Source organism: Ruminiclostridium hungatei (genome assembly GCF_002051585.1).
GTDB lineage: Bacteria > Bacillota > Clostridia > Acetivibrionales > DSM-1351 > Ruminiclostridium > Ruminiclostridium hungatei.
Map to the genome: position 1 here is coordinate 47,109 of NZ_MZGX01000017.1, position 20,327 is coordinate 67,435.

16 protein-coding genes are annotated in these 20,327 nt (G+C 42.6%); 4 read left to right on the forward strand and 12 right to left on the reverse strand.

What is annotated here, in order from left to right:
* Positions 1 to 13 precede the first annotated feature (13 nt).
* On the reverse strand, positions 14 to 1,165 hold the full coding sequence (locus CLHUN_RS13065) for a S1C family serine protease (RefSeq protein WP_242656514.1): 1,152 nt from the start codon (positions 1,163 to 1,165) through the stop codon (positions 14 to 16).
* 240 nt (positions 1,166 to 1,405) lie between these two features.
* Entirely contained in the window at positions 1,406 to 1,948 is a 543-nt protein-coding gene (gene thpR, locus CLHUN_RS13070) for an RNA 2',3'-cyclic phosphodiesterase (RefSeq protein WP_080065076.1), read from the reverse strand.
* Between the two features lie 204 nt (positions 1,949 to 2,152).
* Between thpR and CLHUN_RS13075 the strand changes: the two genes are divergently transcribed.
* On the forward strand, positions 2,153 to 2,485 hold the full coding sequence (locus CLHUN_RS13075; protein WP_080065077.1) for a hypothetical protein: 333 nt from the start codon (positions 2,153 to 2,155) through the stop codon (positions 2,483 to 2,485).
* A 360-nt stretch (positions 2,486 to 2,845) separates the two neighbouring features.
* On the opposite strand, the gene CLHUN_RS13080 is transcribed toward CLHUN_RS13075, so the two are convergent.
* The 7 genes from CLHUN_RS13080 to spoIIP form a co-directional block, all read right to left on the reverse strand.
* Positions 2,846 to 3,973 carry an SGNH/GDSL hydrolase family protein gene (locus CLHUN_RS13080; protein ID WP_080065078.1) on the reverse strand — a complete coding sequence of 376 codons (1,128 nt, stop codon included), beginning with the start codon at positions 3,971 to 3,973 and terminating at the stop codon, positions 2,846 to 2,848.
* Between the two features lie 157 nt (positions 3,974 to 4,130).
* Positions 4,131 to 6,614, reverse strand: coding sequence for a sugar phosphate nucleotidyltransferase (locus CLHUN_RS13085; RefSeq protein ID WP_340148337.1), 2,484 nt, complete (start codon positions 6,612 to 6,614; stop codon positions 4,131 to 4,133).
* A gap of 392 nt (positions 6,615 to 7,006) precedes the next feature.
* Positions 7,007 to 7,432: a PaaI family thioesterase gene (locus CLHUN_RS13090; RefSeq protein ID WP_080065080.1), complete on the reverse strand. Its 426-nt coding sequence runs from the start codon at positions 7,430 to 7,432 to the stop codon at positions 7,007 to 7,009.
* A gap of 66 nt (positions 7,433 to 7,498) precedes the next feature.
* Positions 7,499 to 9,307, reverse strand: a complete 1,809-nt coding sequence (gene lepA, locus CLHUN_RS13095) for a translation elongation factor 4 (protein WP_080065081.1) — start codon at positions 9,305 to 9,307, stop codon at positions 7,499 to 7,501.
* A gap of 343 nt (positions 9,308 to 9,650) precedes the next feature.
* Positions 9,651 to 11,093, reverse strand: a complete 1,443-nt coding sequence (locus tag CLHUN_RS13100; RefSeq protein WP_080065082.1) for a DUF3298 domain-containing protein — start codon at positions 11,091 to 11,093, stop codon at positions 9,651 to 9,653.
* A gap of 165 nt (positions 11,094 to 11,258) precedes the next feature.
* A complete protein-coding gene (locus tag CLHUN_RS13105) occupies positions 11,259 to 11,531 on the reverse strand; it encodes a hypothetical protein (protein WP_080065083.1) in 273 nt (90 codons plus the stop codon).
* Between the two features lie 63 nt (positions 11,532 to 11,594).
* Complete coding sequence (gene spoIIP, locus CLHUN_RS13110; RefSeq protein WP_080065084.1) at positions 11,595 to 12,884, reverse strand: stage II sporulation protein P; 1,290 nt, start codon at positions 12,882 to 12,884, stop codon at positions 11,595 to 11,597.
* A 237-nt stretch (positions 12,885 to 13,121) separates the two neighbouring features.
* Between spoIIP and CLHUN_RS13115 the strand changes: the two genes are divergently transcribed.
* A complete protein-coding gene (locus CLHUN_RS13115) occupies positions 13,122 to 13,322 on the forward strand; it encodes a protein kinase (protein WP_080065085.1) in 201 nt (66 codons plus the stop codon).
* A 50-nt stretch (positions 13,323 to 13,372) separates the two neighbouring features.
* Here the strand turns inward: CLHUN_RS13115 and CLHUN_RS13120 are convergent, their stop codons facing one another.
* On the reverse strand, positions 13,373 to 14,503 hold the full coding sequence (locus CLHUN_RS13120) for a glycerate kinase (protein WP_080065086.1): 1,131 nt from the start codon (positions 14,501 to 14,503) through the stop codon (positions 13,373 to 13,375).
* 503 nt (positions 14,504 to 15,006) lie between these two features.
* Here CLHUN_RS13120 and CLHUN_RS13125 point away from each other — a divergent pair.
* Positions 15,007 to 15,693, forward strand: coding sequence for a response regulator transcription factor (locus CLHUN_RS13125; protein ID WP_080065087.1), 687 nt, complete (start codon positions 15,007 to 15,009; stop codon positions 15,691 to 15,693).
* Complete coding sequence (locus CLHUN_RS13130; RefSeq protein WP_080065088.1) at positions 15,668 to 17,968, forward strand: HAMP domain-containing sensor histidine kinase; 2,301 nt, start codon at positions 15,668 to 15,670, stop codon at positions 17,966 to 17,968. The genes CLHUN_RS13125 and CLHUN_RS13130 overlap by 26 nt, the downstream gene beginning before the upstream one ends.
* A gap of 77 nt (positions 17,969 to 18,045) precedes the next feature.
* Here the strand turns inward: CLHUN_RS13130 and CLHUN_RS13135 are convergent, their stop codons facing one another.
* Together CLHUN_RS13135 and CLHUN_RS13140 are read right to left on the reverse strand one after the other, a co-directional pair.
* Entirely contained in the window at positions 18,046 to 19,524 is a 1,479-nt protein-coding gene (locus CLHUN_RS13135; protein WP_080065089.1) for a hypothetical protein, read from the reverse strand.
* Entirely contained in the window at positions 19,502 to 20,311 is an 810-nt protein-coding gene (locus CLHUN_RS13140) for a class I SAM-dependent methyltransferase (RefSeq protein WP_080065090.1), read from the reverse strand. The genes CLHUN_RS13135 and CLHUN_RS13140 overlap by 23 nt, the downstream gene beginning before the upstream one ends.
* Positions 20,312 to 20,327 lie beyond the last annotated feature (16 nt).

A 20,327-nucleotide genomic window follows, 5' to 3' on the forward strand; every position in this document is an offset into this window, starting at 1 on the left:
CTCATTATCACATTTATTTTTCACCGAAAACAACATTTACAACAAGCTGCCTGCCGTCACGCACCAGCTTCAGGGCTGCTCTGTCGCCAGGAAGGTATTTTTTCATCTCCTCATTGTAATCAATGATTGAATTTACCTTCACCCCATTTACCGACACCAGCTTGTCATCAGTCTCAATATCGTACTCCGAGGCAGGTGAGCCTTCTTTGATATCCCTCACCGTCAGCCCTTCCACAGCACTTGGAAGCCCATATTGCGCTGCTATGCTTTCGGAAAACACTATGCCCAGATACGGCCTCTTAATCTTTCCGAACTTTTCAAAATGCCCTATTGCATACTTGACCGTATCGACAGGAATGGAAAAGTTCAGGCCCTCTACGCCAAAGCCCACAAGCTTGACTGAGTTTATTCCTATAACCTGCCCCTTCATATTTACCAAGGGCCCTCCGCTGTTTCCCCCGTTTATGGCTGCATCGGACTGAATAAACCTGTACTCTCCGTCTGCCGACCTGTTCATCCCGCTGATTATCCCCCTGGTTGCAGAGTTTCTCAGATTAAATGACAGAGGAGTTCCTATGGCAACTACTTCCTGACCTACGGCAACCGAAGACATATCTCCAAAAACCGCCGGCTTGAGTCCGCCCTTGTCTATTTTAACTACTGCCAGATCAAGGCTCTCATCTATGGCCTTCAGCCGGGCTTTATAAGCCTTGCTGTTGGATAATACCACTACTATGGAATCCATATCCTTTACAACATGGGCATTGGTTATAATATATCCGTCACTTCTGTATATGACACCTGTCCCAAAAACAAGATTGTCGGTATACTCGCTGTAATCATAGCTGCTTTCCTTCAATTTTCCGATAATACCCACCACCGAGGGACTTACCTGATTGATTATATTTGAAATTTTATTGATATCCGTATTTATTTCAACTGTGCCGCCATTGCCCGTAATACTTATGCCCTCCAAATTGTCTTTGAGGCTGTCCACCAGAACATACTGCTTCCCGTTGATTTCCCTGACGGCATCCTTAATCTGCCTTCCGTCAATTTTTAACACAGAAGCTCCCGCCGCGTATGTACCTGTGGTCATGAAAGCCAATGCTGCTGTTATGCAGAGGGCTTTTATAAGATTTGCCTTTGTCATATTTATTTCCATGCCCCCCATCTTGCACAAAACCCCATGAAAGTTACGGCATGGAATCGGTGCCACATTTTTATATGTTTCAAATTTTCCTTCAACCTTCCTCCATCAGGAATTTCCTTTGTATGCGTATTTGGTTTCCAGATTACCATTTTACCATTTTACGCAAAGCAGTTCAATTTAAATCGGCTTGTGTAATTATTTTCCTGATAGCCTGGAAATACCTGATATGGCAAACCTGACAGCTATCAGGCCTCAGAATCGGAATGCCTCTTTGTGGACGGCCTGATAGCAAAGCCTGTTATTGACTCTTGCACTCTCCATCAGAGAAATGGAGGCTACCCTCACAGATAATCTTTCCACGGGAATTATGCCTGTTTCCAGAAAACCGCTCTCCAGTCTTGTCTCCCTGGCCAGTGTTATATGAGGGCTGTAGCTCCGCTCTTCACGTGGATAGCCTTCCTGTTCCAGGGCAGTCTCCAGGCTTTGATACAGCCCTTGAAGCTCCTTGCTTTTTTCAAGACCTGTCCAGATTATTTTTTTGCTTCCCTTGTTGAACGCCCCCAGGCCCCACAGCCTTAATTCAAAGCTTTGTGCTTCAGAGGCCGCCGCAGTCAAAGCATTTTTCAGACTCAGAAGCTGTTCTTCGCTTTGTTCCCCCATAAACCTCAAAGTCAAATGAAAATTGTCCTTATGGGTGAAATTACCTCCGTTGCAGATTTTCCTCAGCTTCTGCTGCATAGAAAACAGGTAATCCTTTATCTCTTCCTCAAGCTCTATGGCAAAAAAAACTCTCATGTATAACCTCCGGTATTAACTATTACAACGCGTTGATTTATAATGTTACTCAATTTATATTATCCCAGCAACAGTCATTTTACCAGACCGGAGCGATATATCTTTTTTGATTGCCGGCATGGATATGTGGTATAGTTATTATATAATTCTTGCATGCGGTTAATATCCACTATAATTGCACTCAAACACAAAGGAGGAACAACAATGTTTTACCAGGTAAGATTTCAAACCGGAGAAATGTCAAAAATTATAGATGAAATGAAAAAAGGCAATATACCATGTATGGATGTATATGATGACGATGAACTGAACTGGTTTATAAGGCAGATGGAAAACGAAGGGATTTATAAGATTGAGGATATGCCCTATGACAAAAATGCCCGAGACCGGGTGAAAGAACCGGAATTTGAGTACAGGATAGCTTTTTATACCTCTCCTGTCAAGGCTGACCAGTTGAATGGCAAGACTCCGTTATTCATTGACTTTTATTTTGAGCCGGTGGCGGACAGAACCTATGACCCAGTGGGGGAAATGTAACCCAGGTGATTCCGGGACATTCCATAAAAATGGAATACCCGGATTTTTTATGCCTTAAAGCTACCCTCTATTGACAATGTATAACACGCCTCACGTCGGCTATTTTGCCACCTTTCTTTGTTGTCGTCCTTGCCTTGCGTCAAGCAAGGCTGCGTCCATCCGCCTCGAAAGTTGACAAAATATCTCGGCGTGAGGTCGGAGATTTTTGAGGGAGAGAATTTGGCTTGCGACAAGGCGAAGACGCGAAGGAATGCTTTGTGCCTTGCAAGCGGCTTCAACGCAGCCGCAAGCCAAATTCGCCGCTCAAAAACGTATTGTACATTGTCAATAGAGGGTATTGTCCTGTCCGGCCTTCTATTTCTATTTTGTGCAGACTGCGGTTATTGTTATGTCTCCGTTTATTTTTGCCACAGGTATTACTGCTGTGGCATTTTTTAAAGTGAGGTTGTACTTTACACTTTTCCCAACGGTCAGATAAATGATCTGGGGCAGCTTGCAGCCTTTTGAGGGAGTTATTGTTATTCTGAACTCGCCTCCGGATATAACGGCAGCCGCCGACCCTTTTACCACATTGGCTTTCAATGCATAGGGAAGCTTGTTGTTATCTGCCGCATACGCCATCAGGGTATATATGACTTCATGCCCCTTTTTCGTAGGGTGGGGGTCAAAGGTTTTGCCGGAATCTGCATTTAAGAGCTGCATTCCCTTTCCTGCCTTTTCAAAAGCGGAACAGACATCTGCCACAATATAATTCTTCCCGCTGCCAGATTGCTTGATTATTGCGGTGTTCATGGTATCAATTGCCTTCCCCACCGTATCAGGCAATATAAAACCGTACGGATCATAAATTGTCTGAACCACAAGCTTTGCTTTTGGATTCAAAGCCTTTATTGTCCCAATAATTTCAGAAAGCTCACCGGATTTATGTAATTTTTCATTTCCCGCAAAAGCCTCTGCTCCCGCAGAAATATTTGCCTTCAGTTTGCTTAGCTGTGTTTCGCTGAACAATAGCTGCAGTATTGCATTTTGAATTTCTGCAGCACCGGCATTAAAAATACTCTTCCCCTTGCCCAGTTGGTCGTTTACAGCATTTAGCAAGGGTATGAAAACATTGTTTCCTCCCACAGAAAGAGTTATCAGACCGGCATCCTTTATTTGCGCCACTGCATTCTTCTGTTCCGCCGTTGCCGGCTTTTTCAGGGAATTCAGCAAAGCAGTGCTGGTAATCCCCTCCACTCCAAGATTCACGGTCTTCATGTCCAGCTTTTTGCCAAGCTTTGTAACAAAATTATAAGAACTGCTTCTATTCTTCGCATCATTATTTGTAAAGCTTTCCAGACCATAGCCTGAAGTAATCGAATCTCCCAGGGCAACATATATGCCCGGTGACTTTATCTGCGTTCCGGCTGTTGAAACTGTGGCTGACATGCCTGTGACCGACAGAATCAGGACAATAATAAATGAAAATAATCTGATTACCGGTTTCATTACTCCTCCCGTTAAAGCATAGAATATGCATTCCTTCAATGTAAATTATACGCCTTAAGCCGGAAAAATACAAATAATTAGCCCTGAAGCAGGATTTACTCCGACAACAGGGCCAAAAGGACATTTCCTTTTATTTCATATCATTTTTCATAAACAGTCAACTGCTGCTCACATTATCCTGGCTGATGGTTTTCACCTTATTCACATATATGTCTGTAAGTTCGTTGGCATATTCTTCTGAATACCCCTCACTTATCACCTTGCAAACCGGTTTTTCAGCATCTGGCAGAATCAGCACCCACCCCTTGTCACCGAGAATTTTTACACCCTCCGTGGTTTCAAGGCTGTCTCCGTCATTTTCTTCGATGATTGCCCTTATAACCTTTCCTTTTGATGACCAGGGACATTTGACCTCTTTTTTCAGAATGTGAATGTCAGGTATCATGTCCACCATTTCTTCCAGCCTTATTTCATTTTGCGCCATAAAGTCGATTATCTTAACAAGTCCCGCAACAGCATCGAAATTCATTGTAAAAAAATCAGTTATATTTTTTGGATTCTCATCGCAAACCATTTTCTTCATCAGTTCCTGAGTCGAGGTCTTTGTCCTGATTACCCTTCCCTCGTGTTCAACTGCTATTTTTTCAATTACATTGCTGGTATTCAAAGGGACTACAACCGTATTGCCCTTTTCAGACTTCAGATGGATAAGGCTGATAAGCGCCATAAAAAGATCATCAGATATTACCCTGCCTTTTGTATCAACCAGCATCATCTTTTCACTTGAATTGTCAAGATATACACCCACATCAAACTTCCCCTGTCTGACGGTAGTGGTCAGTGTCTTTATATCTGAAAAAAGACTTTCCTTCTTCCTATAATTGCTTTCCAGCCTGGGATTTATAAAGGCATAATTACATTTCAGCCCTTCAAGGGTTCTTTCCACGATTGTTTTTACCAATTGGGATTTGGCGATAATAGCCACTTTGAAATTATGCTCCCTGGCTTTTACTCCGTTTAGGATACTCTGGCTGTAAAATATGCAATGATCCGGTATTTTGACCTCCGGCTTGATTTCATTTACCGGGCACCTTACAAAATCCTCACGTATGAAGGTATTCTCGATTTTCCGTTCCTCGCCTCTGTCAATATTGCTGCCGTAACTGTTTAAAATATCTATTACCAGCATATCCTGTCCCTGGCCTGAAGCAGATATGTGCACCCCGCCCCTTAAGCCGTAAAACTTTATGGCAGACCTTATTACAGGTAAAATTGCCGTGCCTATGTCGTACACCTCAGCCCCCGTGGACAGCAAGCCTGAAATCAGGGAATTCTTCAGCATCTTCAAGGCATCCGCATCATCACAGCTCACCCCTATTTTGGAAGACTTGCTGAATATAGAGCCATATGTGGCTCCCAGCCTTGAAACAAATTCAGGAGTGATATCCACGTTGATTTCTCCCAAAATCCCCCTGTTGCCGAAAAGGTTTTTGGTAAATTTTGAGCCCCACACCAGGTTGGAACATACATCAGTGTCGGCCTCCACCCGTTTCTCGGGCCACAGCTTTACACCGGGCTTAACGGATGCACATTTTCCAAGGATGCAACTGTCGCCGATTACAGCTCCCTCAAAGGCTGAGGCTCTGGTGTTCATCCTGACCCTGTTGCACAAAAGGCTTCCTCTTATCTGAGAATTTTCCTTGAGAGTACAGCCTTTCCAAAGTATGCTTCTTTTTACAGAGCTGCCTTTAGACAAATGATTATTGTCCCCTATGACAGTATAGCTTCCGATATTGCAGTTCTCGGCTATTACAGTATTTTTTCCGATAAAAACAGGAGGTTTTATACCTGCCTCCCTGGAAATTACTGCACCTTCGCCAACCCATACACCCTGGCGTATTTCTTTTGCATTTATATTTATTTTTACCTTTCTGTCCAATATATCATTGTGTACTCCTGCATACGCCTCCAAATCCCCTATGTCGCACCAATAATCCCCGGTGACAAATCCAAACATAGGCCGGCCCTCCTTCAGCAGTACAGGAAAAACATCCTTGCTGAAATCAAACATCCGGTTGGGCTCAATATACTCCAGAATTTCAGGGTTCAGGACGTAAATACCGGTGTTTACCGTATCGCTGAAAACCTCGCCCCAGCTTGGCTTTTCAAGAAACCTGGTTATTTTCCCAGTCTGGTCGGTTACCACCACACCATATTCTATGGGACATTCAACTCTCTTTAAAACCAGTGTTGCAACAGCTCCCCTGTCCCGGTGAAAGGCAAGCGCCTTTTCCAGATCAATATCCGTTAATGCATCACCGCTTATGACAACAAAGGGTTCATTTAAAAATTTCTCTGCATTCTTTACACTTCCGGCTGTTCCCAAGGGAACCTCCTCGGTGAAATATTTCAAGTTTACTCCAAATTCACTTCCATCACCAAAATAATCCTTTATAATTTCGGGCATATACTGAAGGGTAACTGCAATATCATTAATACCATACTTTTTGAGTAGTTCTATAATATGTTCCATTACTGGCCTGTTAGCAATTGGTACCATAGGCTTGGGCCGATTACAGGTCAACGGTCTCAAACGTGACCCTTCCCCGCCTGCCATAATCACAGCTTTCATCAGATCCATCCTTTCATTTTTTTATATGACTTAACTTTACGGCGAAATTAAAGTGCATTTGATGAACTCAGGGAACAACCGCTTTTGAAAGTTGTTCCAAACCTGATTTATTTTATTATTTTTACCTTATCATTAAAAACTATTCGATATGACTTTACTGGAATATTTGGAAGTGAAGATTAATAATAATTTATACATGTTATATGTTATTGCTTAGACAAATATAGAGACTTTGATAAAGAGGAAAACAACTATACTGATAAAAACTGAAAACGAGGCTCTTCCTAATTCTAAAAAAGGGATTCTTAATAAGCTGCCTGAAAATTTAAAGTGCAAGTACTGGAAGAGCCATAGCCTCATTGTGAGTCAGCCCAATTATTAGTCAACCCATAACACAATAATCACCGGCCCTCGCCAAATTCCCCCGTCACAAAATACGAGGCCTGGGACCTGACAAGCAACTGCTGTTCGCAGTATATCTCTCCTGTGGCCCTCATTATGGTCCTTCCGTTGCCGACAACCTGGCCTATGGCTGTTATTATGCTTCCCGCCGGCGCATTTTTTATATAGCTTATGTTCATATCAATTGTCACAACCTTTTTGCCAAGAGTAATGCATGCTACACCCATGGCAATGTCGGATACGGAGGCCAGAGTGCCTCCATGGATAAAACCGTACATGTTGCAGTGCCTGTCCACTATCTTAGCGGTATATACTATTTTTCCCTCTTCAAGGGCTGAAACCTCAAGACCTAAAAAATTCTCAAGTATGGGAGTGTCATAGGTCTCTTTTAAATAATTCTGAAGCCATAACAGCTTTTCCTTCATTCCCTGCCTCCAAAAATATTCAAAGAGCACCGGATTGCTCCAATGCCCTTTATATAATGTTTTCTATCAATCCAGTTTCAGTACGCTCATGAATGCTTCCTGGGGTACTTCTACGGAGCCTACCTGGCGCATGCGCTTTTTGCCTTCCTTCTGCTTTTCAAGCAGTTTTCTCTTTCTGGTAATGTCACCGCCGTAACACTTGGCCAAAACGTCTTTTCGGAAAGCTTTTACTGTTTCACGGGCAATAATCTTTCCTCCGATACAGGCCTGTATGGGTATTTCAAACATCTGTCTGGGTATTGATTCCTTAAGTTTTTCAGCCATTCTCCTGCCCCTGGATACCGACTTTTCCCTGTGGACTATAAAGGACAGGGCATCAACAACTTCGCCGTTGAGCATCATATCCAGCTTTACAAGATCGGACTCCCTGTAGCCAATAAGCTCGTAATCAAAGGAGGCATAGCCCTTTGTTCTGGATTTCAAGGCATCAAAAAAGTCATATATTATCTCATTTAAAGGCATTTCATAGATCAGCATGGCCCTGCCCTCATCAATATAGGACATATCCTTGTAAACGCCCCTTCTCTCCTGGGAAAGCTCCATAATATTGCCCACATATTCCGTAGGAACCATTATGGTAGCCTTTACTATGGGTTCCTCCATACTGTCCACCTCTGTGACGGGCGGCAGATTTGTAGGATTATCAATGGTAAGCACCTCCCCATTGGTGGTAGTGACCTTGTAAATTACACTTGGGGCCGTAGTTACCAGATCGAAATTGTATTCTCTTTCCAGTCTTTCCTGGATTATCTCCATATGAAGCAGACCAAGGAAACCGCACCTGAAACCAAACCCGAGTGCCACAGAGGATTCGGGCTCAAAGGTAAGAGCCGCGTCATTTAGCTGAAGCTTTTCCAGGGCATCCCTCAAATCACCGTATTTTGAACCATCCGCGGGATATATGCCGCAGAACACCATGGAATTTACCTTCTTGTAACCCGGCAGCGGCTCCTGGGCGGGATTATCCACCAGGGTTATTGTATCACCTACTCTGGTATCCCGGACATTTTTAATACTTGCCGCTATATATCCTACATCACCTGCTTTAAGCTCTTCTGCGGGAGACAAGCCTCCCGGCCTCAGATGGCCAAGCTCGGTAACTACAAATTCCTTTTTGGTATACATCATACGGATGATATCTCCGGTCTTCACGATACCCTCTTTAACTCTCATGTATACAATAACACCTTTATAGCTGTCATAAAAGGAATCAAATATCAACGCTCTCAGCGGAGCTTCCTCATCCCCCTGGGGGCATGGAATCATGTGCACTACCTTTTCAAGGACCTCTTCAATATTTATACCGTTTTTGGCCGATACCATGGGAGCGCCAGACGCATCCAGGCCTATGACATCCTCTATTTCCTTTTTCACAACCTCAGGCTGTGCGCTGGGAAGGTCTATTTTATTAATCACAGGCATTATTTCCAGGTTGTGCTCCAGCGCAAGATATACGTTTGCCAGAGTCTGTGCCTCTATGCCCTGGGCGGCATCAACTACAAGAATAGCCCCCTCACAGGCGGCAAGACTTCTGGAAACCTCATAGTTAAAATCAACATGGCCCGGAGTGTCAATAAGATTATAAATATACTCGTGCCCGTCAGGAGCCTTATATACCATACGTACGGCCTGTGCCTTTATTGTAATGCCTCTTTCTCTTTCCAGTTCCATATTGTCCAGAACCTGTTCCTGCATTTCCCTGGACGTAAGCACACCTGTTTTCTCCAGCAACCGGTCTGCAAGCGTCGATTTACCATGGTCTATATGAGCAATTATGCAAAAATTCCTAATATATTTTTGTCTTTCACTTGGCATTCCTAATCCTCCACAGCTTGTTCCAAATATTCACACATAGTTAGCAATTCATTATATCATAGTCCGGCAAATAACCGCAACGGGTTTTGTTGCGGTTATTTGCGGCTCTATTATCTTCCTTAGCCGTTATTACCGCAAAAAGTTTACTGCTCTTTTGTAACTTTCGTAAACTTTTGAGGATAATAACAACGCCCGGCATAAGCCAACGGGGGTTTTCGTTGCGGTGAAATGTACAATTATTATTATTTACCGAAAAAAATAAAACAATCAATTGCATGATAAATATTCAAACTTACCATACAATTGACTGTCATTTTATTATTCTTAAAATAAACCCGCCGAACTATTCCTTTACCTCTGTTATCTGCCAGTAATCCTGACCGCTGATTTTTTCCGCCTTTACGCTTGTGACACTGTCACCGGCCTTGCCTGTGGAGGTTGCCCAGTGGAAGGTTATGGCATAGCTGTCCTTGCCTGTATTTTTTATTTCATAGCCGGACACCCATGGACTTGAGACACCTGTTACCCAGTTCAAATCCTCAAGGTCTGCTTTCCTGGCAGCCTTTAGCGCATCCGAATACAATGCGTACTGAATTGCACCCTTTCTTTCCTTAACTGCTGCGGCATACATATTTACAGCTTCCTGGGAGGTTTTGGGAGACACAAGCTCCACAATCTGCTTTTCAAAGGTGTTCTGATTTGCCGGATTGATCCTGTATATTCTTAATGCATCCCCGTAGTAATATACATCCTCCTTAAGAACCATTGAGAAATACGACTGGGGCACATACATGGTGTTTCCAACAGCTTTTGCAGCCAACCCCAGATTCACGCTGCCGTTTGTCTTGCTGGAATAAAAGCTGCTTTCCTTATTCTTTACAAAGCCTCCGCCGACTCCCCAGCCTTTTTTTGCATCCCAGGTCACTTTGTAGCCCAAAAGCTTTGCAATATCCTGCAAGGGAACCATCAGTACATATTCCTGTTCATAGGTCTTTAGCTGAGGAGAAAGGCTTGTTCCGTTGAATCTGACCTTTTCCAGCGGCTTGGCAGCTATCATCTGGGAATATACGTCATTTTTCAGCAGTCCCTTCAATTCCCCGGCATTAATTTCAAAGACGGGGATCCCTCCTGCGTAAGGTCTTAACTCATATAAGTCAAAATATATAACAAGCTTATTCCCGTCAATGTAAAATTTATAATTGCTGTTCTTGGCAGCAACACTTTTCTTTGCGTCCTCAAAGTATAAATCCTTGTTTTTATCAATAAGCCTGTTCAACTTATCCAATACTGCCTTTTTATAATTGCTGCCGCTGTTAAAAAGGGAATTGAAAGAATTATATATCTCATTTGTCTTTGTATTTACCGAGTAACTATCCATGTAGGAGGACCCGTGGGCACCGCCGTAATAATCATAGGAGTTTATAAGTATGGACAGTATATTGCCGCTGAAATTGTAGTCAAAGTAAGACTCAACCGCCGCTTTCATGGTTGTTACCTGTTCTCCGTCAGCTTTCTGGGTCGCCTTCAGGTCATCAATAAAGGTTTGAGCCTCTTTAATAGCTCCAATTGCACTAATGTTTCTTTTTTGAATGATATCATTCAATTGGGATGCTGCTTTAAACCCTTCAAGGAATGGATATATTATTTTTATGTCCAGGCTGTCTTCCTGCCGGTCAATTTTTCTTGCCTCAACCTTTACAGTGCTGCCGGAGGCTGCTCCCTCCAGTGTGGTAAACCCGGTGAAACACAACAGAATTGCCAGAACCAGTGAAATTAATTTCTTCATTGCATCAAATCCCCTCGTAAACAATATTTATCCTTAGCAAAATAATTATAATAGCTGTATGAGCAAATATTAACATAATATCCAAGACCATTGGTAACAAAAAGGTTACATTAATAACACTTGACACCCGCAGGTTTAAACCTTTACTTCCTATTACTTTATTTCCTATCTGAAAATATTTTTCACCTTGCTGAGTTCCCTTTTCAAGTATTTCAGATTCAGGTTAAAAGCATCATCAAATACAGATATCCTGTAAATATCCTCGTCCAACTCACTTATCTTAACCATTTCCAACTGCGGATGGCCCTTCATGACATTGCTTTTAGTTATATCAACGGCAACAAGTCCTCCTATGACCACAAATAAAAACATTATAATAACCGCCAGTATTTTCAAATGATAGATTCTTATCTTTCTAAACCTTATTTTTCTAGCCAAAGCAGCCTCCGGACAAACATTCTGATGCTATCTATTTTTGACCTGAAGCAGTAAATTTAATCATCAGTATTTGTTTTTATATATTACGTCATTTATTGCCTGAGCCAAATAAGTTGTGCTCCTGACACATTCATCTATAACATTTCCGTCACCGCCGATTTCAATAATAACAGAGCCGTTGGTCAAATGCTGGTTGTACCTGTTTTTGCTGATATATGTCGGTTTCGCTATACCCGGTGCCAGCTCATTCAGCCGGGACTGGATCTTCAAGGCAAGTTTCAGGTTTTCCTTCCATTTGGGGTTTTCAAGCTTGGAATCTGTTCCTATAACAAACATTATCTGCGCAAAGTCCTTGCCGTTTATTTTTTTTACCACCCTCAGCTTTTCGCTGCCCGCTGCATCCCTGTGCAGGTCGATAGTCATTTTGAGGGAAGGATATTTTCCCACATAATCTGTAAGTGTGCTCAGCGACTTGACGTAGGAGCTGTTATAATCCTTATCGTGTATGGTCTTATTGTGTATGACATTTACGTTCAGTTTTTTAAGATTTGTTATGAGTGCATCCCCCACTCTTACAACATTGTAATTGCTGTCGCTGGTTCTTGACGGAACACTTTTGTCACCAATCTGACCAATGTTTTTCAGAAAGCTTTCTGTGGTATGGGTATGGTATACAAATATCTGGGGCCCGGTTTTGACCGGGTTCAGCTTAAGTGGTTCCTTTAGCAGCTTGTTTATATCAATATTGTACTTTGTCTCATTAACCACCTTTATTTTTCCGTTTGTCACCACAGGATTTTTTTCCTGGTCGCTGTTTTGCACATCCCCCTCAAAGGTGATGCTGCTTGACGCCTCTTTAAACCCATCACCTGCTTCGGCCATGGCTGTCGCACCTCCGGCTGTATTTCCTGCGGTGCCGGCTGGCAGCGCCTCCGGTTGCTTTTCAGGCTGCAGTTCCCGGCTTTCAACTATTTTTTTCTGGAGCTCCTCCTGCTCCTTCTGCGCTATAAATTTCAGGTAATCATTCTTGTAGTATGCTTCAAAGAAGGGGGAATTGCTGTTTAATATGGTAATGGGATTATACCGGTCCATTCCGAAGGCTTTAAACAGAATATCCATTGCCAGTTCAAAGGTGTGGGCCGTTTTATTGCCGCCCGCCTCAAGCTGCCGCACTCCCCCGCTGAGACTCTCAATGCTCAGTTTGCCGTTTGCCGCCCTGAAGGCCAGGCCTCCTATTAAAATGCCCGCAATTGCACACAGTATTATAGGTAATTTTGAAAAATTGCCTTTACTTTTTGACACATTTGCATCACCGTATATGGAATTTCCATCAAACCTCGCAATTTCTCTCATATATGCATGCCTCCATTCAACCAACTGCCAAACATTAAATTTATAAAACTATATTCAAAAATTCATAAAATATTACTGGCTTGTACCAAAACCAGGTATTACCCTGAGACAAGCAGTTCCATTTTATGGGAAATAATGTAATATATTCTATAGCCTTATTTTTATTTTTTTGTTCTAAAAACCGGTACAAAATCATACATCTAAGAATATACTTATTTTAGGATTGGAGGGAAAAATTTGAATTTTTGTACTGTAAGATGTTGTATATGCAATAGTGTTCTATTGAATCTTCCACAGGAAGAACTTGAAAAATTGAACAGCCTTACTTTCAGATGCGAAAGCTGCGGGCACAGGCTGGTCCTGAATGGAACAGTTGTAACCAAGGCTGTCAGTGCTGAGCCTTTTCAAAATATTTTCAAATATGATTTCAATATATAAAAACTCCCTTCCGGGAGTTTTTATATATTGAAATCATCAGAGCAACTTCATTATGCATATAATTTCAAGGCTCTCATTATGTTGTCAACCGTCATGGCCAAATCGTCTCTGCAGCGTTCCCTGGCTTTTTCAAAAGGTGCTGCCACACTGTTTATGCTGAAAATGGCGCTGACTCCTTCTGCATAGGCTTCCTCAATATGGTCACCAATGTCTCCCACCACAGCAATCAAAGGTATTCCTGCAGCTTTTGCCCGCCTGGCACAGCCAATTACTACCTTTCCCCTCAATGACTGGCTGTCAATCCGGCCCTCTCCGCTTATGACCAGGTCTGCGCCTGTCAAGAGAGAATCAAAGCCCACCGCCTCCAGCACAGTCTCTATACCGGGCTGGAGCCTGACGCCGAAGAAGGCTGCCATTCCGCCTCCCATGCCTCCTGCTGCCCCTGCGCCCGGTATATTTCTTATGTCCTTCCCAATATCACGTTCAATGACATCCGCCAGGTGCCCCAGATTTCTGTCCAGAAGTTTAACCATATCAGCATTAGCACCCTTTTGAGGAGCAAATACCTCTGCCGCCCCCTTGGCCCCGCATAAGGAGTTGTCTATGTCACACATGCCTACAAGTTCCACACTCCTTAATACAGGAGTTATGCCTGAAATATCTATTTTGGCAATCCGGCTTAAAGTCTCACCCACAGGAATAAAAGCGTTTCCGTCCAGGTCCAGGAACCTCACGCCCAGAGCGGCTGCGGCACCTGTGCCCCCATCATTTGTAGCACTTCCTCCCAAACCCACTATTATTTTTCTGCTGCCTGTTTCGGCAGCATGCCTTATAAGCTGTCCAACCCCGTAGGTTGTAGTCAGCTCTGCATGCCTGTTTTCTCCCACCAGAGGCAGTCCGGCGGCGGCAGCCATCTCAATGACGGCTGTGTTGTCAGGCAAAACCCCATAAAAGCTGTCCAGGCTTTCAAAGTACGGACCCTTTACCTTCAGATGGACCTTTTTGCCGCCGGCAGCAGCCAGAAAGGCATCCACACTGCCCTCCCCGCCGTCGGCCACAGGAACGGCCACCAGCTCGGCATGGGGAAAGTGCCTGTAAATTGCTTTCTTCATTATTTTACAAATCTCCATTGAAGACATGGTTCCCTTATAGGAATCAGGTATAAGCAGTATCTTTTTCATTTAAGCTCCATTTCTGCTTCGTGCAAAATGAATTTGCCCAAAACAGAAACAAAAATTTCAATGAAATCTTTTATGGGCTTAAATTCAATTTATCACACGTGCCATTTATTTTTTAGTACCTAAAAAACAGGCACTTGTGCATTAGTTTTCCAAACTTTCAGTTTCTTTCAAACTACCTCCTAAAATCATCCGGTTTCTTGTTGGAGGCCCGTTTCACCACCGGTCTATACATTTACTTCATTTTAGCATTTACCTTGCTCCCTTGCCACAGCCAATTTAATTAAGAAAATTGTAAGAAATTTGTCAATAAGTTTGAAAGATACCATTGATAGTATTCAATATAGATAAGCAGGCAGAAGCCACAAAATTTCAAAATGCGGGGATGTGATATAATGATATGTATTGTCAACGGGAAAGAATAGATAAGGGCCGGCAGGAAAGGCAACACCATCTGCTCCGGGCTGGGCAATGAAATACCGGGTGCATTAATTACGGAGGTTAACGTGAATATTCTGGTTTGCGACGACGAAAAGGAAATTGTGGATGCAATAGAAATATATCTGAGAAACGACGGCTACACAGTGTTTAAGGCCTATAACGGTGCTGAGGCCATAGAGGTTTTCAGCAGAGCCGAAATACAACTGGTCATTATGGATATTATGATGCCGGTAATGGATGGCATAAGGGCCACCATGAAAATCAGAGAAAAGTATAATATTCCGGTATTGATGTTAAGTGCAAAATCCGAGGATACGGATAAGATACTGGGTCTTAATCTGGGCGCTGACGACTATGTAACCAAGCCCTTTAACCCTTTGGAACTGCTTGCCCGGGTAAAATCACTTCTCAGGAGATATGTCTCACTTGGGAGTTTTGTCCCCAAAACAGGTGTATACAAATCCGGCGGACTGGTTGTGGACGATACTGCAAAGGAAGTCCGGGTAGACAGTGAGCCGGTACGGCTGACTCCGGTGGAATACAAAATAATAAAGCTTTTATGTGAAAATGCAGGAAGAGTTTTTTCCATTGACCAGATATATGAACAGGTTTGGAACGAACCCTCCTTTAGTCCCGAAAACACTGTAGCTGTGCACATTAGAAGAATTCGTGAAAAAATAGAAATTAATCCTAAAGAACCAAAATATTTAAAGGTGGTGTGGGGAATTGGATACAAAATCGAAAAATTATAGATATTCGGTCTGGTTTAAGCTCCTGGCCGTAATCATTTGTGTTTCAGGTATGATAACCCTTGCGTATGGGCTTCTGCAGGCGCCTTATTTCGAAGAAGCCATCCAGAATAAAGAATTCAGGGAAAGTATGGCAAGCAAGAATATTTTTCAGCAGGTCTATTATCACATCTCAGTCCTGGCCTTTAATTACAAAAGTGAAGAAAATATAAAAGCAGGTTCAGCACTTAACGAAGCTGAAATAGCAGACAAAAAATCCTATCTGGGAAGTCAGAAGGAAACTGAACTCCAACAGGCGGAAAGCAGCTATTATGAATCTGTAAACACATACCAGGGCTACCTGAATGACCGGCAGTTTACAATAGACTCGGATGGAAACGTATCAGACGGTTCAGATATTATATCAGGCCTGAAAAATGATGACATACTGGAGAAAATCAAACAGTTGAAAGAAAAGAAAGATAACAGCATAAAGGAAATAAATGAAAAATATGACAAGCTTCTGGGTGATGTTGAAAAAGATGCAATAAACCAGCAGCTTGCAGATTACAAAGCCCAGTTGGGAAATCTTAAGAATTATCACGGAATATATTATACTGTGGTCCAGGCAGGCAAAAACACACTTACCAATGTAGCGGCCGGGTCGGCAGAAAACTACTACAGTACCCTCCCCATCTCAGTAAAGCTTACACAGAGCAACTGGGGCTCTTTCTTCGGAAACTATTCCTACTCGCCTTATTTCATACCTTCAGATACCACCGTTTATTTTGGAATGTCCCAGGAAAGATACCAGACCGAGGTTTCAAGCTTTGAAAAGAATGTGGCCAGGGGGCTTGCAGGTGTTAAAACCTCTTCCCTGGGTCTGCTGCTGGTATTAATAAGCCTTTCTTATCTGGTATATTCCTCCGGAAGGCGTCCCGGCACCGACGGGGTACAATTGATTACCGTGGATATGGTATATCTTGATATCGCACTGGCCATAAGCATTCCCGCAATTGCGCTCTGTATCACTCCTATGGCGCAGTTCGTTCCATACTTCTACAGGGATAACCTCCGCTATAACATCAGTCTCATATATGTAATATTCAGCGTAATTATTGCAATCGGAACATTAATTGGTATTTTGTTCACCACAATGTTCGTAAAAAGGCTTAAAAGGCGAGAGGTTATAAGACACACCCTGATTTACAGGATTCTCAGATGGTTCTTTAGGTGGCTGAACAAGCTTGCAGCGGGGATTAAAAGAAATATAAGCGGAGTTTTTGGTAAAAGTCCTCTGGCAATGAGACTTATTCTGATTTTCGGCGGATATTCATTTATAATATTATTTTTCACTCTGATCCTGTTTGCATCAGGGGGGGATATGGGAGCTCTGTTTGGCTTGGCGGGTATAGTTGGCGTTAATGTTGTAGCTGTATACTTCCTGCTGAAAAATTTCAAGACCTTCATAAATATAAAAGATGGCACAGAAAGAATAAGGGCCGGTGAATTGACCTACAACATTCCCGAACAGGGTATCCCTGAGCTGCGGACTTTGGCCGGAAGTATCAACCAGATAGCCGACGGCTTGAAACATGCCGTAGGCAGCCAGGTGAAGGCGGAGCGAATGAAGGCGGAACTCATTACCAATGTCTCCCACGATTTGAAAACACCTCTCACCTCAATCATAACCTATGTGGATCTTTTAAAGAATGAAGGACTGGAATCTGAAAACGCACATAAGTACCTTGGTATAATCGATTCGAAATCTCAACGGCTTAAAAGTCTTACAGAAGATTTATTTGAAGCTGCCAAGGCGACCAGCGGTAATATTGCCATAAATCTGGAAAGACTCAATGTTGCTTCACTTGTCTCTCAAGGTCTGGGAGAGCTTTCAGATAAGATCGAAGCCTCCGGCCTGACCTTTAAAACCGGCTTTCCGGCGGAAAATGCATATGTAATGGCCGATGGAAAACTGCTTTGGAGAGTTATGGAGAATCTTTTGTCTAATGTGTTTAAATATGCTCTTCCCGGTTCGAGGGTATATATAGATGTCAATCAGGTAAGCGACAGGATAAATATAGTGATGAAGAATATTTCAGCCTATGAGCTCAATGTCACTGAGGATGAATTGATGGAAAGGTTCAAAAGAGGTGATGCCTCAAGGCACAGCGAGGGCTCGGGACTTGGACTTTCAATTGCCAAAAGCCTCACGGAGCTGCAGGGTGGAAACTTTAAAATAAGTATTGACGGAGACCTGTTTAAGGCCATACTTGAATTGCCAAGCTGCACTGAATAACAAGTCAATAGTTTGACTTTGGTAAGCCTCCCGTGAAAATAAAAGTACCGGGAGGCCTTATCATACCTCCCGGTACTTTAGCTTCCCATAAGCAGGTTTTTCAGGAATTCAACAATTCCGGACTTTATTTCTGAAATACTCATGGCAGCAAAGAATACTCCCAGTACTGTGATTATCATGACCAGGAAATTGTTTCTTCTCTGATATATCACTAATGTGTCATTTTCCGCAATATCCAATCTTTCTCTGACCTTTGACACAAATGCCAGTATTCCTATTTTTTTTAGCATCAGGTTTTTTAAGTTGGTTATTTCATTTATATTTATACTTGATATAAGATTAATAATTTCTATGAGTTTTCTTCTATTGTCAATGATTTTGGATATCTTTTTGTTATGGGACAAATAACTCTTTCTCATGTTGGAATTGATTATGGTAAGCAAGTTTATGGATTCTTCCATGGCCAGCAATGCCCCATGCTCCAAACCTGCAATTTCAGGGTTCCGGGTCAGTATTCCCGAACTGTTGTCCTGAAATCTTTCCCCTATTTCCCTCTGAAAATCATTATATTTTATTCTGCATTCACAATTTATCAGGTTGAACATCACCACACCGATATTTGAAGCATATACCCTGAAAAAATCTCTGGAACCAAAGCTTTCATCTATTGCATTTCCAACAGTGCCCTCCGGAACAAAGTCATAGCCTTCGTCGCATACCAGAAGGCCGTACAGCTTTTTGGCATAGTACTCCTTAAAATCTTTGTCCTGGGCGCAATTCCCTCCAAAATCCGGGATATCTCTGATTTCCAACAGCAGCAGCTTTTCAATATTTATTTTTTCAAACAGGTGCTCAATATATAACTTCTGCAGGCTCCTGTGGCCTTTACTCTCGTTCTTTTCTGCACTATTCTTCTCTGCACCGTCCTTTTCTGTTCCTGTTCCAGTCTTGCAAAAGCGCTCCTGCAAATCTAAAGCAAGCTTTTTCCCAAGGCAGGCAAGGGTGTGAAGAACCCTGTATCTCCTGTAGCCGGACAGCTCGACAAATATGCGGTAAATCTCCCTGGTTATGGAGCCGAAGTCGGTATAATCAAATTCATTGGCGGTCTTTAAGAAACCGGTATTATGGAGTTTCAGACTGCCCTTTTTAAATTTGTCAAACTGGATGGCCTTGCGGAAATAAATATGCTCATCCACCGTCATATCCTCCAGCGGAATACAGTAGAACAGGTTGACAACATCTATTACCGGATATATGAATGCAAAAACATCTACAGAATATTTCTTCTTTTTTGAATTATATGTAAGATCGAAATTGAACCTTCCAAGCTTCACTTTTAACTCGGAATCTATCTTGAATTCCTTGTTAAAGACAATGTTCTTATACTCTAGAAATTCCCTGGCATAATAACTGTCCTTGTTCCACCTTGGGAGATGGAAGTAGTCTTCAAGTCTTTTTATCAGCTTGTTCAAGACTACGGGCCTGAACCTGAATTTTGCGCTGGTGAGAAGGACGCAGCTCGTATCCCTGAAATCAATCCTGTCCTGCAATAACACAAATATCCCTCCCGCGAGTTTTTTTCAAGCTGCCCAGGGTATTGATAAGCCTGTCGGTTCCAAATAGCTTATGTACGTACCTGCTGCCCCTGTTATCATGGTACACCCTTGAGTCTATGACATGAAATCCGCCGGCTTCAAGCAGCTTCTGCAAATTATGCCAGGAAAACATTTTTGTGGGCAGGATTCCGTTTTTATTCTCAAAGGAATTGAATTCTTTCTGTGAAATCTTTGCTTCCGCCCGTTTACCTTCAGTATTTATATAATTTTTCAGATAAATATCCTCATTTGTATCTGAGTGTGAAGTGGTGAGTATGAGAAGTCCGTTGTCCTTAAGCAGCTTTCTGAAGGTTTTCAGCAATTGGCCGGATATTTGTTCCGGAATGTGCTGAATTACATGGCTGCAGAGTATAACATCAAAGCGCAGCTTGTCATCGAGCATGTCAACAGTTCCATTGAACAGCCTTACTTTTTCTTCCATACCCCATTCGGAAATATTTTTTTTGCATACTTCGTATCTTTCCTTGTCAGGCTCAACTCCATACAGTGAGTCAAAATACTTTGAGAATTTCAGGAGCAGCCTTCCAAAGCCGCAGCCTACATCAAGCAAGCTGCCGTTCAAGCCTTTTTTGGAAATTATTTTGATTCCCCGTTCCAACACACCGTCTTCACTGGCCTGCCAGTATCCGGGGTAAGGTTCAGTCTCTCCAATCAACGCTATGGTGATGGCTTCCCCTCCGTCAGGGTAAATGTAACTTTCAGAATTTTCATGTTTGTTGTTTGGCATCCTGCACCTCTTGAAC